The organism is Corynebacterium sp. CCUG 69979 (assembly GCF_024454095.1).
Lineage (GTDB): Bacteria > Actinomycetota > Actinomycetes > Mycobacteriales > Mycobacteriaceae > Corynebacterium > Corynebacterium genitalium.
This window is the reverse complement of record NZ_JAGPZA010000010.1, coordinates 72,973-86,714: the sequence shown is the minus strand read 5'-3', so window position 1 is coordinate 86,714 and position 13,742 is coordinate 72,973. Positions and strand designations below refer to the sequence as shown.

13 protein-coding genes are annotated in these 13,742 nt (G+C 61.8%); 6 read left to right on the top strand and 7 right to left on the bottom strand.

Annotated elements, in window-relative coordinates:
- The 5 genes from KBX18_RS07320 to KBX18_RS07300 form a co-directional block, all read right to left on the bottom strand.
- On the bottom strand, window positions 1-1,570 hold a 1,570-nt coding region (locus KBX18_RS07320; protein ID WP_255995455.1), incomplete at its 3' end, for a hypothetical protein.
- 215 nt (window positions 1,571-1,785) lie between these two features.
- Window positions 1,786-2,655, bottom strand: a complete 870-nt coding sequence (locus KBX18_RS07315) for a patatin family protein (RefSeq protein WP_005291211.1) — start codon at window positions 2,653-2,655, stop codon at window positions 1,786-1,788.
- Window positions 2,656-2,666: 11 nt separating this feature from the next.
- Window positions 2,667-3,542 (bottom strand): patatin family protein, encoded by an 876-nt coding sequence (locus KBX18_RS07310; RefSeq protein WP_255995454.1) that lies wholly within the window; start codon window positions 3,540-3,542, stop codon window positions 2,667-2,669.
- Between the two features lie 41 nt (window positions 3,543-3,583).
- Entirely contained in the window at window positions 3,584-4,465 is an 882-nt protein-coding gene (locus KBX18_RS07305; protein ID WP_255995452.1) for an SDR family oxidoreductase, read from the bottom strand.
- 23 nt (window positions 4,466-4,488) lie between these two features.
- On the bottom strand, window positions 4,489-5,691 hold the full coding sequence (locus tag KBX18_RS07300) for a YihY/virulence factor BrkB family protein (RefSeq protein ID WP_005291220.1): 1,203 nt from the start codon (window positions 5,689-5,691) through the stop codon (window positions 4,489-4,491).
- Between the two features lie 85 nt (window positions 5,692-5,776).
- Here KBX18_RS07300 and KBX18_RS07295 point away from each other — a divergent pair, with 85 nt between their 5' ends.
- From KBX18_RS07295 to KBX18_RS07285, 3 genes are read left to right on the top strand one after another with little or no spacing between them, the layout of a single operon-like run.
- Complete coding sequence (locus KBX18_RS07295; protein WP_255995451.1) at window positions 5,777-6,070, top strand: PLDc N-terminal domain-containing protein; 294 nt, start codon at window positions 5,777-5,779, stop codon at window positions 6,068-6,070.
- Window positions 6,071-6,085: 15 nt separating this feature from the next.
- On the top strand, window positions 6,086-6,373 hold the full coding sequence (locus tag KBX18_RS07290; protein ID WP_255995450.1) for a PLD nuclease N-terminal domain-containing protein: 288 nt from the start codon (window positions 6,086-6,088) through the stop codon (window positions 6,371-6,373).
- Window positions 6,374-6,376: 3 nt separating this feature from the next.
- Entirely contained in the window at window positions 6,377-6,775 is a 399-nt protein-coding gene (locus KBX18_RS07285) for a hypothetical protein (RefSeq protein WP_005291230.1), read from the top strand.
- A gap of 34 nt (window positions 6,776-6,809) precedes the next feature.
- On the opposite strand, the gene KBX18_RS07280 is transcribed toward KBX18_RS07285, so the two are convergent.
- On the bottom strand, window positions 6,810-8,078 hold the full coding sequence (locus tag KBX18_RS07280) for an MFS transporter (protein WP_255995449.1): 1,269 nt from the start codon (window positions 8,076-8,078) through the stop codon (window positions 6,810-6,812).
- 100 nt (window positions 8,079-8,178) lie between these two features.
- Between KBX18_RS07280 and KBX18_RS07275 the strand changes: the two genes are divergently transcribed.
- Window positions 8,179-9,435 carry a D-serine ammonia-lyase gene (locus KBX18_RS07275; RefSeq protein ID WP_255995448.1) on the top strand — a complete coding sequence of 419 codons (1,257 nt, stop codon included), beginning with the start codon at window positions 8,179-8,181 and terminating at the stop codon, window positions 9,433-9,435.
- Here the strand turns inward: KBX18_RS07275 and KBX18_RS07270 are convergent.
- Window positions 9,432-11,132 (bottom strand): FAD-binding dehydrogenase, encoded by a 1,701-nt coding sequence (locus tag KBX18_RS07270; protein WP_255995447.1) that lies wholly within the window; start codon window positions 11,130-11,132, stop codon window positions 9,432-9,434. The genes KBX18_RS07275 and KBX18_RS07270 overlap by 4 nt on opposite strands.
- 210 nt (window positions 11,133-11,342) lie before the next feature.
- Between KBX18_RS07270 and KBX18_RS07265 the strand changes: the two genes are divergently transcribed.
- Together KBX18_RS07265 and KBX18_RS07260 are read left to right on the top strand one after the other, a co-directional pair.
- Entirely contained in the window at window positions 11,343-12,539 is a 1,197-nt protein-coding gene (locus KBX18_RS07265) for an NAD-dependent epimerase/dehydratase family protein (protein WP_255995446.1), read from the top strand.
- A gap of 10 nt (window positions 12,540-12,549) precedes the next feature.
- A complete protein-coding gene (locus tag KBX18_RS07260) occupies window positions 12,550-13,689 on the top strand; it encodes a glycosyltransferase family 1 protein (RefSeq protein WP_255995444.1) in 1,140 nt (379 codons plus the stop codon).
- Window positions 13,690-13,742: the final 53 nt, after the last annotated feature.

Genomic DNA, 13,742 nt, shown 5'->3' with positions numbered 1-13,742 from the left:
GGCATGGAGGTAGATTACCTTTCCCCGACTCAACACAGCCGGACTCAGAGGTGTCTACCAAACAGGGGTCAGGTCCGTTGGCTGCGCAGTGGTGGGCGGGGTCTGTGGTGTTGAACTGCATGTGTGTAACCCCAGGTGTGACAAGTCCTGCTTGTCCGGTGTCGGGGTCGTAGTCCATATGTCCTTTGCCCCAGGTACCGTCACGGTTGTCGTTGTTGCATCTGTGGTGCTCGCGACATAATCCGGTGAGGTTATCCATCGTGGTCAGGCCACCCAGGATCCAGGCGAAGATGTGGTGGGCTTCGCATTCGGTCAGTGGTTTGGTGCATCCGGTCCAGGAGCAGACCCCTTGGACGGCGAGCATCGCGATGCGCTGCCCGATCGAAGCAGTGCGGGTTTTACCCATCGACAGCGGCACCGCAGTGACGGAGTCGAGCTGGAGGATGAAGTTCGCCTGGCCTGAATCAGCGGTATCCAGGGTGCCCAGGCCGAGGCGGGCCATGTCGATGACATCAATGTCGATACCGGTGTTGGTGGCGAACAGGCCACCGCCGGCGGCGTAGCCGTCAGTATCGGCAAGGTCGTCCATTGTCATGGCGATGACGACAGATGCCGCACCACCGCTGAGCTTCTGCTGGCCTGATTCGAAGGCTTTGAGGATGGTGGTGAATTGGTCGTAGTGGCGTTGGGGTGGCGTGCGGTAATCCGCCACACCACTGGTTTCGCTGGTGCCATCGGTGCCGCGCTGAGCATCACCGGTGTTGGTGTTCGGGGCGAGTCCTTTATCCAGGTGCGCTTTGAATAGTGCGGTATCACCGGCGGTGGCGGTGATGGTGATCTCGTGGGTGCCGTCAGCTTTGCGGTGCCCGATGTGGACCGCGCGGTTGGCAAAGCCGGCGTTCGGGTTGTTCCGTGGGGCGTGCTTACGGTTGGCGGCGTCGACGTTGCGGCGCACGAACATCCGGAGGTCTTGTACGTCCCGGGTGGCGGCTTCATCCATGGCTTGGGCGTGGATGCGGGTGCGTTCCCCGCGGGCGGGGGCAAGCAGCTTGTCGAGTTCGCGGCGGATGATGTTCTGCTTCTCCGCGGACACCCCGGCTGCTTTGGTGCGTGCTTCTTCCTGGCTGCGGCGGGCTTGCTCTTCAGCCTCATGGCGAGCGTGTTCGGTTTCCTCATTATCCGTGCCGAACTCGAGCTCAAACCCTGAACCACCGGAACCATCATCGTCACCACCGGTGTCAGCCGGTTCAGGATCAAGTGTCACTGGTGGGGCGAAGAGGTCGCGTCCGCGGGCGAGCCGGTCGTAGGCTTCCCCAGCCGAGAGCCCTAGTCGGGTGGTCAGGTAGGCGTTGGGGTGGACTGCCCCGACGAGTCGTCCGGCGTTGTCACGGTCGCACAGGTAGGCGAATGAAGCGTCGATAAGCGCTTTGGCGTTAAGGTGCTCCTCGAGCTTTTCCATCTCGGCGGCCACATCATGCAGCGACAGTAGAGACGGGTCGGCGAACTCGTCGCGAAGCTGCGCTAAAACATCGCCGATAGTGTCCACAAGCTGTGCGATGCGCCCCGTCATGGTCCCCTCCCCTCGATACTGTGTGCAGCGTATCAACCGTTGCCACCATTGTACCCACCCCCAAACCATGAGCGCAAGACTGTTCGAAAATATTCATCAGAACGTCCGCAGCGCGATCAAGGATGCCGAGAGGGAGACAGAGGCTGGGGACGGCCAGCACATCTATCGGATTGAACGTGGCTGACGCCGGATTGCGTGGGACTGGCCTGTAGCGCCTAGCCGCCCAGGAATTCCATCCATTCGTCCCATTCACGCTCCATTTGAGCCTGCCCCAGAATGTAGTTCGTGTTGAGCTTGGTCACATTGCGTTCTGATGCATCCACGCTCATCTGATCCGGAAAAAAGACCTTCGCTCGGCCATCTTGCTCTAGCTCCAGAATGCGTTTCTTGGACGCGTTGTACCGCCCCGGCCGGACAATTAATGCCTCTGCGACGGCGGGATGCTTATTGAACAACCTGCGGGTCGCGATCGGCCGTGTCACCGTCGGCCGGACGTAGTCCCGTTCCTTGGTGGCGAGAACGAGGAATTTGGTGAAGCCGGCTTTCTCGGCGGCGTCGATAAGCAAGCCCCCCGAATACCCCAACGCACCGTCGACGTACTGGATACCGTCGATCTCTGCCATCGGCATGATCTTCGGCAGCGTGGACGACGCGCGCGTGACTTTGCCTACGGTCTCGATGTTCGCGAGATCCTTCTTCGTCCACTGCACGGTGTGGCCAGTGTCGGCGCGGACCGCCTCAATGTGAACCTCAGTGTCCGTGTTGGACAGGAACGCGTCCCAGTCGAACGGCAAGACATCGTTGGAGCGCTCATAAATGAACTCGGCGTTGAAGTAACCGCGACCGCGGGCCAGCGATTTCCAGCCGCCGAACTCTGCATTGGCAGCCATATTCGTGAACGCCTCGCGGGCACGGTGTGCGTCGCGGGACACGTAGTTGATCGCATGCCCCGAACCAGCCGACACTCCCCCAGCCCAGCCAAATACGACGTGTTCCTGGATGAATCTGACGATGGCGGGAGCGGTATAAGAGTTGCGCATCCCACCACCCTCGAGAATAAGGGCAGTGTCGGTGGCATCGATCATAACTTGCTAGTTTACGCGCCGGACCCCTCGAGGAAAGCCTTCATAGCGGGCCACTCGCGCTCCAGCTGCTCTTCACCAGCGGCGAAGTTCTTCTCCAGCTTGTGCACCTTGAACTCAGCGTTTTCCACCATCATGTTCTCCGGGAAGAACGCGTACGCATTGCCAGCGTTCTCCAGCTCAACGATGCGATCCTTGGCGCGGTTGTACTTGTCTGGGCGCTCGATCGTACGGCGCGCGACCTCGGGATACTTAGGGAACATACGGCGGATCATCGCTGGACGGTTGACCGGCTCGCGCACATAGTCGCGGTCCTTGGTGCCCAGCACCAGGAACTTCTTGAAACCAGCCTGCTCGGCAGCATCGATGACAAGGCCACCGCCGTCACCTAGAGCACCGTCGACGTACGGCACGCCGTCGATGTGCGCCATCGGCATCAACATCGGCATCGTGGAAGAGGCGCGGATGACCAGGTTCATGAAGTCTTCGTCGAAAAGCTCCTCGTTGTGCCATGCGACTGATTCGCCAGTGTCCGCACGCACGGCTTCGATGTGGAGCGGTGTTTCAGCCTGTTTGAACGCGTCCATGTTGAACGGCAGCTCACCGCCGCGGTCCTGGAACATGAATTCTGCGTTGAGCAGACCGCGTCCCAGTGCGAGCGAGCGCAAGCCGCCGATCTTGGGGTGGCCCATGAAGGTGGTGAATGCCTCGCGGGTGCGCTCCGCATCCCCGGACAGGAAGTTCACGGAGTGGATGGCGCCGGCGGACACCCCGCCTACCCAGCCGAATTGGACACCTTCCTCAATGAGTTTGATGATCACCGGGGCGGTGTAGGAGTTACGGGTTCCGCCGCCCTCAATGACGAGAGCAGTATCACGTGCGTCAATCATGGTTCACCAGTGTACGGGGTCACAGGCCGCCTGCGGACCATTTAGGGCGTGAGCGCCCCACCTGTAACGCCGAGGGTCTCACCGGAGATAAAAGAGGCTTCCTCAGATGCCAAGAACACGTAAGCACCAGCACATTCGACGGGCTGACCTGCCCGTCCCAGACCGGATTCCTGGCCGAACTCGGTGAGCTTGTCCATCGGCTGGCCGTAGCTCGGCTGCAGCGGGGTCCACACCGGACCCGGCGCGACAGCATTGACACGGATGCCCTTTTCCAGCAGCTCCATGCTCAAGCCCTTCGCCATGTTGTTCATCGCGGCCTTGGTCACGGCGTAGTGGTTCAGGCCCGGCGTCGGGTCATACGCCTGAATGGAGGAGGTGAAAAGGATGGACGAGCCGGGTTTCAGGTGCGGCAACGCCGCCTTGGTCACGCGGAAGGAGCCGTAGATGTTGGTTTTCATCGTGGCATCGAACTCTTCATCGTCGATGTCCAGGAACGATTCGGCGAAGATCTGGCGCGATGCGTTGTTGACCAGGATGTCCAGGCCACCCAGCTCGTCGAGGGCCGTCTGCACGGTCTTGGTGCAGGTATCTGGATCCTGCAGATCGCCTGGGATGCCCACAGCCTTGCGGCCGGCCTCCTCAATGGCGGCCAGCACGCGGTCAGCGTCGACCTGCTCTTCTGGCAGGTACGCGATGGCAACGTCAGCACCCTCACGGGCGTAAGCGATGGCGACGGCAGCACCGATGCCGGAGTCACCACCGGTGATCAGCGCTTTGCGGCCTTCGAGGCGGCCACGGCCCACGTAAGACTCCAAACCGATGTCGGCGGTCGGTTCCATTTCAACGTCCAGGCCCGGGTGGGGCTGGCGCTGTTCGGGCGGGGAGATTGTCGGGTACTTGCTGCGGGGGTCAATGAGAGACATGACACCCACCGTACGCAAGAACGTTAGTCCCGGTCGCCGCTGCGCTTGACGCTCTCCTGCTCCTCCATCTCGCGCTTGGACTGTGCATCCTCGTAGACATCCCGCGCCAGCCGGTGCAGGAAACCCACGATCTTATACCGGAACAGCACGGCGTCTTGCGACCTCGGCGCCGCCTGCACCATCTCTTCCGCGTTCCACCCCATCTGGAGCTCTTTGGCCCGCAAGATCTCCGCGTCGAGTTTCACTCCGAGCAGCAGCACAATATTCATTGCCCAGACCATCACGAGCATCGCCAGGACAGACCCGAAGGCCCCGTAGGCGCTCTGAAGCCCGAAGTTGGACACGAACCAGTTGAACAGCGCCCACAGCAGGCCAATGACCACAAGCGCCAGTGCAGAGCCGACGGTGAGTAGGCGGAACCGCCCCGGCCGCACATTCGGTGCGAAGTAGTACAGGCAGGACACCAATGCGATCGCGGCGAGAATCACCACTGGGTAGCGCAACCAGTTCCAGACGGGGATGAAGATCTGGTTGAGGTAGTCCACCACCCCTTGGAGCCGCAGTGGCTCCGCGATGGGCCCTAATACCGCGTCCACGATCGATGTGCGCAGCACTACACCTGCGACCATGATCACGCCACCGAGCACCATCAGCACCGTGATCCCCCACATGGTCAGCCAGGTCACCGGTAAGCTGCGCCCCTCGGTACGGGTGTAGATCACGTTGCAGCTACGGGAAAACGCCCTCACATACGCCGACGAAGAGAAAAGCGACACTAATAGCGAAATGATGATGGCCACGGTGCTCTGCTCCGGGGTACCGGCGACGTTGAGGAGAAGGTCGAGTGCTTGCTCTCGCAGCTCTTCAGGCACCGTGTCCTCAATCACCCCGCCCATGAACTCGCGCAAGTCATCTTTGTCTGACGGGAACATCAGCGTGACCAGCGAGTAAAACGCGAGCAGAGTCGGCGCCATCGCAGTAATAGTGAAATACGTCAGCGTCGCACCCCGGTCCATGAGCGCGATCGGCCCGAAATCGAGCACAGTGCGCGCGATGACGAGCTTCCAACCCTTCCAGCTCAGACGGTTTCCCCTTTGCAAAGCCTTGGGGTTCTTGTCGGGCGGATCCACCAGGACTGTCTCGCCCGGCCCGTAGGTTTGGACTAGTTGCGCAGGGCGCGCGATGATCTCTTTGTCTGCGCCCTTTGCGCTGTCGTCCTCGCTCATATCCCTCACCTTATCTGCCCGGCTCACACGTGCAGCGCATGTTCACAGCAGCTTTGCGCCAGGTTTCTCGGTTAAAATTAAAGACATGGTTCTTGTGGCAAGTGATCCCATCATCAGCGGGGATACGGCCTTTGGTCTCGGCTTCCTGTTCATGATGCTGCTCGGTGTGGCTGCGGTCGTCCTGTTCTTCTGGGCTCTGTTCAGCATCATCCTGGATAAAGGCCTTCAACTTGCGCCCAAGCTGCTCTGGGTCATTGTGGTGCTTTTGCTTCCGGTCATCGGGCCCTTGCTGTGGATCTTTCTCGGCCACAAGGTGGGGCGCCACACCACCCCACTCCAGCCTGGACAAGAACCGCCACCGTGGGAGCGCAAGGACTAAAGGAAGGTTATATCCATGGGCACTACTGAATTCGGTGAACTCGGTTTCAATGTTTCTTGGCTAGAAGTCCTGATCCTCGGCGGCATGGCCCTCCTCGCAGTGGCTTCTTTTGTTCTCTTTGTGTGGGCGATCGCGTCCATTATCAGAGCTGATTATCTCGATGGGGTCTCCAAACTCATTTGGGTCATCGTCTGCGCCCTCTTCCCCCTCATTGGCTCCTTGGTGTGGCTTTTGGCGGGGCGCAAAGGATCGGGGCGCACAGGATCCGGGCGCAGCGTCGACCCGAACTACATGCCGAGGTAGCACATGGGTCTCTTCGACCGTGTCCGCACGCTCTTCGGCCGTGATACCGTCCCGCTCGTTGCCATGCCGCGCGACCCCCGCGAAGTGGAAGCACGCTCACTCGAGGTTCACACCGCGAACTTGAGCCCCGACACAGATGAAATCATTGTCATCATCACGCTAGACGAAGATGCGTTCCAGGAGCTTTCGCTTATCGACGCTCCCTTGCGCCTCACCTCCCCTACATCCCGTCCCGTCACATTCGTGACCGGTATCACCGGCGGTGCCCCCACGTTGGACCCGAACTACGGCTGGATCATTCCCGTCACAGACGCGACCCGCGAGGAGCTCCACGCTCTCCCGCCAGGTCCGGACGAGCATGAGTTGGCCACGATTCACGTGGGACTCATTGTGCTGGAGTAATGCGCGCTACTTCAGCACGTGCTTGAACAGCCGCTTACGCTGCCTGCAGCCTGGTGAGGTAACCAGAGCGGATCTGCACCGTGCGGATTGTTGCGGACATCAAGGCGAGCACCGCGAGCACCCAGTACGGCAGGGATGGTCCGACAAAGCCGCTCAGCCACTCAATCAACGGCGGGAACCCGAAGCCGATGTAGGTGGCCACGTAGTAAATGCCGATGACAGAGCCGCGCTTTTCGGGCGGGCTGAATGTATCAACGTCAAGAAGCCCTTCGCGCAAGCACAGCCCGTACGCGAGGCCCAAGAAGACCGACGCCACGATGAACATGACCATCGATGGGCTTGCTCCGCCGAGCGCCACCAGCGTCATGCCCGTTACCGCGCACAACGCACCGACGACACCGGAGTACGGGCCGAAGTTCATCTTCCGGCCGATCGCCTGGATCACCAGACCCGACCCGAAGGCGGTCACAGCGGCAACGCCCGGCAGGAACGCCCCAGACTCGAAGTACTGTCCCACGCGTCCGGACAGGGTGACAATCGCACAGGTCATGCATGCGAAGACCCACAGACCCATGGGGAATGCAGTCGCCAACGCCTTGCCGGCGGACTGCTCCACCGCCGGCGCCAGCTCATCTGCGTCGTGAGCGCCGTCTGCATCGTCTGCATCGTCGAGCGCATCGCGCTGAATGTCTTCCTCATCCACCTCTTGGTGCAGGACTTCCCGAGTGTGCGGAACATCGCCGACGATGAAGGAGAACACGATCGCGCACAGCGAAAGCAGGATCGACGCCACGTACGGGATGTAAATGGCGTTGCTAGCGCTGACCGTGTGCGCGATGATCCCGGAGGCGATCGGCCCCAGCATGAAGCCCGAAGTGAGGAAGATGCCAGCCAACGTCGTGCCTTCTGTGCCGCGCAAACGCCCGGCCCAGGCAGTGCCCGCGCTGACCACCAGGCCCACGCCGAGTCCGACAACGAAGCGCGCTCCCAGCAATACCGCCGGGTGCTCCTGCCAGAACATGAGCGCGATGTTGCCCAGCATGGCCACGGTCGCGCCGACCATCACCGCCGGGCGTGAACCAAAACGGTCCGCGATGAGGCCGCCAGCGATCAGGCACGGAAACAGACCCAGGGCGTAGATACCGTACGCACTGTTGACTAGCAGCGTCGACATGTCCTGGTTTTCCCGGAGTACCACGAGCACGGACGCGAAGTGGTTCGCGGCCCATCCGGCAGAGATGAGGAACGCTACCACGCTCATGAAGACAGTCTTGGAGTCTTTCGGCGTGAAGGTGCGGGTCATTGCAGGTGCCTCCTCCCGCGGAACAATGCAACGGTTGTGACCCGGGTAACTCTACTCCCGCTAATATCTACTTTCCAACAGATTTATAGAATGGGTGCTTATGACCATGCCCTGGGACCGTCCCGCTTCCCCTCCCCCAAGCGCCCTTTCGCTTATCGACGCCCTCCGCACCGCCCAAGAAATCTCCTGGGCCCGCGAAACTACCCGTGAGCTCGACGCCGATATCGCGGCCGCCGTGGACGAGGCCACGGAGCGTTTCGACCGCTTCGCTCCGTGGGTGGCCGAGCACTATCCCGAAACCCGCGCTGGGTCAGGCGCGTTCGGCCCCGGCATCATCGAATCTCCCGTCAAGGAAGTACCGGACACCAAGGACTATCTCTCCCGCATCCTCGAGCGCGACCTGTCGGGGCCACTGTGGATCAAGCGCGACGACGCCCTGCCGATCAGCGGCTCGATCAAAGCCCGCGGCGGGATCCACGAAGTCTTCCGCCTCGCTGAGGAGCAGCCCGGTGTGAAGATCACTGTTGCTTCCACGGGCAACTTAGGGCTGTCCATCGGCACAGTCGGCCCGCAGCTGGGCTTCCCCACCGAGGTGCACATGTCCGTCGACGCCAAACAGTGGAAGAAAGACCGGCTGCGCGCTGGCGGCGCGACCGTCATCGAGCACCCTGGACTGTTCACGGACACCGTCGCGGCGGCCCGGGCGACTTCACAAAGCACAACTACCGAAGCCGGATCGGCGTTCTTCATCGACGACGAGAACTCGCTCGGTCTGTTCACCGGTTACGCCGTTGCTGGCCGTCGCCTCAAGGCCCAGTTCGATGCCCTCGGCAAGGAGTTCACGCCGGACTCCCCGCTTATCGTCTACCTCCCCTGCGGTGTCGGCGGCGGCCCCGGCGGGGTCGCGTTCGGTCTCAAGCAGGCCTTCGGCCGCGCGGTGCAGTGCCACATCGTCGAACCCGTCACCAGCCCGTGCATGGCTCTCGGCCTCGCCGCCGGCAAAGGCGCAGACATCTCCTGCGCTGACTTCGGCTTGAGCGGGCGCACCATTGCCGATGGTTTAGCTGTGCAGCGCCCGTCGCCGCTCGTCGTCAAGCACGCGGATGCGCTTTTCGACGGCATCCACACCCTCGAAGACGTGACATTCCTCGCCGGAGTCAACTGGCTCGAGCGCACCACCGGCATCGTTGTCGAACCGTCCGCGACAGCCGGCCTGACTATCCCGTGGCGACTGCCTGATGTGCCCGACACTGCCACGCACCTGGTCTGGCTCACCGGTGGCTCGCTTATCCCCGACCAGGACCGGGAACGACTGCGCGGACAAGCGGCCACCGCCGCTATCCAGGCTGCACGTTAGGCAGAGTCGCTGGCAACGCTTTCTCCGACGCGCTTGCCGGAGTGGATGCAGCCGCCCAAGAAGGTGCCCTCCAGGGCGTTCTTGCCGTGGTAGCCGCCACCGCCGAATCCGGCGACTTCACCGCAGGCGTAGAGGCCGGGGAAGACGGAGCCGTCGTCGTGCAAAGCGCGGCCGTTCAAGTCTGTCTCAATGCCGCCAAGGGTCTTGCGGGTGAGAATGTGCAGTTTGACGGCAATGAGCGGGCCCTTCTTCTCGTCCAGAAGGCGGTGAGGTTCGGCGCAGCGCACGATCTTGTCGCCCAGGAAATTGCGTGCCGTGCGGATGTAGTTGATCTGCGCGTCCTTGGAGAAGGTGTTGGTCAGCTGGGCGTCACGCTCGACGACCTGCTTGTGCACGAGGTCGTAGTTCACCTCGATGGCCTCATCGTCTGCATTTTCGGCAGCCAGCTCGTTCATCTTGCGCACCAGATCTTCAAGGTTGTCGGCAATGACCCAGTCCGCGCCGTTGTCCATGAACGCCTTGACGGCCACGTGCGTGCCGGGGCCGAGCTCGCCGGCGAGCTTCTTGAAGGACTTGTCGGTCAGGTCCGGATTCTGCTCAGAGCCGGAGAAGATGAACTCTTTGTCGGCAATGTGCTGGTTGAGAAGGAACCAGGAGTACCCGTGGCCGGTGCGCCCTATGTGGGCCAGGGCGGCAATGTTGTCCGAGCCCGGGAACAGGTTCGTGGGCAAGCGCTTGCCAGTCGCGTCGAGCCACATTGACGATGGGCCGGGAATGATGCGGATGCCGTGGCCCGGCCAAATCGGATCCCAGTTGATCATGCCCTCCGGGTAGTGCCACATGCGGTCGGTATTGACCAGGTTCGCACCAGCTGCCTCCGCGATGCCGATGCCTCGGCCGTCGACGAACTCAGGCACACCCGTGACCATCTCCTCCGGGCACGGGCCCCAACGGTCGTCCGGCCACATCTCGCGGACCTTGTCCAAGTTTCCGCCAATGCCTCCGGTGGAGATGACAACGGCGTCGCCGCGGATCTCAAACGGTTCCACCTCATCGTTGTTGGAGGCGAAACCGCGCTCGGAGGAATCGTCGGCAAGCACCATGCCTTTGACCCCCACTGCCCTGCCGTTTTCCACGATGATTTCGTCCATGCGGTGGCGGTTGCGGAACTCCACCTTGCCCTGCTTCTCGGCGGCCTCGAGCGGCTCGAGGAAGACGCGGACGACTTCGGGGCCGGTGCCCCATGTGAGGTGGAAACGCGGCACAGTGTTGCCGTGCCCAGATGCATCACCAGAGCCACGCTCAGCCCACCCGACGGTCGGGAGCACACGCAAACCCAGCTCGCCGAGGTAATCGCGCATCTCGTTAGCTGCGAAACGAACAAACTCACGGCCCCACCTGCGCGGCCAATAGTCGTGGTTGCCCTCGCCACCAGGCCCGGTCGCATCGTCGTAATCAGCGGAGTTCTCCCAGTCCGCCCACGCGAGGTCTTCGAAGTCCTTCGCCCCCATCAACTTCTGCTCCGGGGTGCCCACCATGAACAGCCCACCGAGCGACCAGAACGCCTGACCGCCTAGGTTCACCCTGCTTTCCTGATCGATGAACACGACTTTGCGGCCAGCCTTCACAGCTTCGTGGCCTGCGACAAGTCCGGCCAGGCCAGCACCGACGATAATGATGGAGTCAGAAGTTTTCATGCCAAAAAGAATACCGGCTCCTCGTGAACCCGTGAGCAGATTGAGAACGAGTTTGAGGGCGTTATAGAAACTGATCACGCATGTCACCTAGCGTTCACTCTGCATACCGCGCGCCGGTAGAGCCGGGCAGGTAACGTGACCTAGAAGCTTGCGCGCATGAAAGTTCACGCGCGCGACCTGTGCATGCGACTTGAAAGGTGAAACAACACGATGAAGATTGCAGTTCTCGGCGGAGACGGATTCTGCGGGTGGCCGTCCTCCCTGCACCTTTCGGATCTCGGGCACGACGTCACCATCGTGGACAACCTTTCCCGCCGCGCCATCGATGAAGAACTGGGCGCTCAGTCCCTCACACCCATCGTCTCCATCGAGGAGCGTCTGGAAGCGTGGAAAGAGGTCTCTGGCAAGACGATCGAGTTCCGCAACATCGACGTCGCCCAAGACTATGAATCGCTCAAGCGATTCATAGAAGAGGAACGCCCAGACACCATCATCCACTTCGCCGAGCAGCGCGCCGCACCGTACTCGATGAAGAACAACCGCACGAAGCGCTACACCGTGGACAACAACGTCAACGCCACCCACAACCTGCTTGTAGCGGTTGTGGAGTCCGGCCTGAACATCCACATCGTCCACCTGGGCACCATGGGCGTCTACGGCTACGGCACTGCCGGAATGGAGATCCCGGAGGGGTACCTAGACATCAAGGTCGACGCTGGTGAAAACGGCATGATCGACCAGCAGATCCTCTACCCCACCAATCCGGGCTCGGTGTACCACCTGACCAAGGTGCTGGACCAGAACCTGTTTGCCTACTACGCCAAGAACGACGAACTGCGCATCACCGACCTGCACCAGGGCATCATCTGGGGCACCCACACCCCGCAGACGGAGCGCGACGAGCGCCTGATCAACCGCTTTGACTACGACGGCGACTACGGCACCGTGCTCAACCGCTTCCTCATGCAGGCAGCCATCGGCTACCCGCTGACTGTGCACGGCACCGGCGGCCAAACCCGCGCGTTCATCCACATCCGCGACATGGCCAAGTGCATCCAGCTCGCGGTGGAAAACCCGCCGGAGAACGGCGAGCGCGTGAAGATCTTCAACCAGATGACGGAGACCCACCGCGTCCGCGACCTGGCCCAGCTCGTCGCCGAGATCTCCGGCACTGAATACACGCTCGTGCCTAACCCGCGCAAGGAGGCCGACGAGAACGATCTCTTTGTCTCCAACGACACCTTCTTGAGCCTCGGCCTCGAGCCCACGAAGCTCGCTGAAGGCCTGCTGCAGGAGGTGGAAGAGGTAGCGAAGCGCTACGCCGACCGCGTGGACCGCTCCAAGATCCCCGCCCGCTCCCTGTGGACCGAGAACCAAGCTGAGGGCGTGCCGGAGACGGAGCGCTAGCTCAACCCCCATGCGCATTGCCATCTTCACGGAGGTCTTCCTCCCCAAAATCGACGGTGTGGTCACCCGCATCATCCGCACCGTGGATCAGCTGGCGGAGATGGGCCACGACGTAGTCATCTTCGCCACCGGTGATGCCCCTGACACCTACGCGGGGTTCCCTGTGGAGAAGGTACCCAGCATTTCCCTCCACTGGATTTACCCGGAGATCAAAGTCGGTTTGCCGATGCCGCGGGTATCCAAGCGCCTCAAAGAGTTCGGCCCGGACATCGTGCACATCGTCAACCCTGTCGCGTACGCCGGATACGCCGCCGTTGTGGCCCGCCGCCAGAAGATCCCTCTCTTGGCGTCCTTCCACACGGATGTGCCCGCCTACACGAAGGATCTGGGCATTGGCTTCGTGCATAAGCAGTCGATCTGGCTGATCAAGAACTGGCACAATCTCGCGGGAATGAACCTGGTCACCTCTGACCCCATGATGGACACTGCCGCAGGCTACGGCTTCAAGAACGTGGCGCTGTGGCCGAAGGCTGTCGACACCGTCGGTTACCACCCGGACAAGTACTCGGAGCAGATGCGGGCGCGTCTCACTGACGGCAATCCGGAGGCTCCCCTACTGCTCTACGTCGGGCGCATGTCGGCGGAGAAGAATCTGACCATCCTCAACGATGTCATGCCGCTGCTGCGCGACAAGATCCCCGGCGCGCGCTTGGCCATGGTCGGCGAAGGCCCGCAGTACGAGCAGATGAAGAACGCCTTCAACCCCGAGTTCACCCACTTCACCGGCTACATGTCGGGCGAACCGCTCGCGCAAGCATTCGCGTCGGCGGACGTGTTCGCGTTCCCCTCGCTGACCGAGACTCTCGGCCTCGTCGCGCTGGAGTCATTCGCGTCTGGTGTCCCGGTTGTCGGTGCCCGCGCGGGCGGCATCCCGTTCGTCATCGACGACGGCGAGACGGGCCTGCTCGTGGATAAAGAGGCCTCAGCCGCGCAATGGGCGGACGCGTTCGCGCAGTTGCTTATCGACGACACCCGCCGCCACACCATGGGAACCCTCGCCCGCGAAGAGGCGCAGCGGTGGTCGTGGCGCGCGGCCACAGAAAAGCTGGTCGAGTACTACGAGCAGTGCATCAGCGGGCACGCCAAATAATTTTTCTCTCGACGTGTAACCTTACGCTTCTATGCAAAGTCTAAGGATCAGGA

Bases quoted from the DNA above. Each gene is read 5' to 3' on its own strand.
- KBX18_RS07315 (WP_005291211.1), bottom strand. From the start codon at position 2,655: ATGATCGATGCCACCGACACTGCCCTTATTCTCGAGGGTGGTGGGATG.
- KBX18_RS07310 (WP_255995454.1), bottom strand. From the start codon at position 3,542: ATGATTGACGCACGTGATACTGCTCTCGTCATTGAGGGCGGCGGAACC.
- KBX18_RS07305 (WP_255995452.1), bottom strand. From the start codon at position 4,465: ATGTCTCTCATTGACCCCCGCAGCAAGTACCCGACAATCTCCCCGCCC.
- KBX18_RS07300 (WP_005291220.1), bottom strand. From the start codon at position 5,691: ATGAGCGAGGACGACAGCGCAAAGGGCGCAGACAAAGAGATCATCGCG.
- KBX18_RS07295 (WP_255995451.1), top strand. From the start codon at position 5,777: ATGGTTCTTGTGGCAAGTGATCCCATCATCAGCGGGGATACGGCCTTT.
- KBX18_RS07290 (WP_255995450.1), top strand. From the start codon at position 6,086: ATGGGCACTACTGAATTCGGTGAACTCGGTTTCAATGTTTCTTGGCTA.
- KBX18_RS07285 (WP_005291230.1), top strand. From the start codon at position 6,377: ATGGGTCTCTTCGACCGTGTCCGCACGCTCTTCGGCCGTGATACCGTC.
- KBX18_RS07280 (WP_255995449.1), bottom strand. From the start codon at position 8,078: ATGACCCGCACCTTCACGCCGAAAGACTCCAAGACTGTCTTCATGAGC.
- KBX18_RS07275 (WP_255995448.1), top strand. From the start codon at position 8,179: ATGACCATGCCCTGGGACCGTCCCGCTTCCCCTCCCCCAAGCGCCCTT.
- KBX18_RS07270 (WP_255995447.1), bottom strand. From the start codon at position 11,132: ATGAAAACTTCTGACTCCATCATTATCGTCGGTGCTGGCCTGGCCGGA.
- KBX18_RS07265 (WP_255995446.1), top strand. From the start codon at position 11,343: ATGAAGATTGCAGTTCTCGGCGGAGACGGATTCTGCGGGTGGCCGTCC.
- KBX18_RS07260 (WP_255995444.1), top strand. From the start codon at position 12,550: ATGCGCATTGCCATCTTCACGGAGGTCTTCCTCCCCAAAATCGACGGT.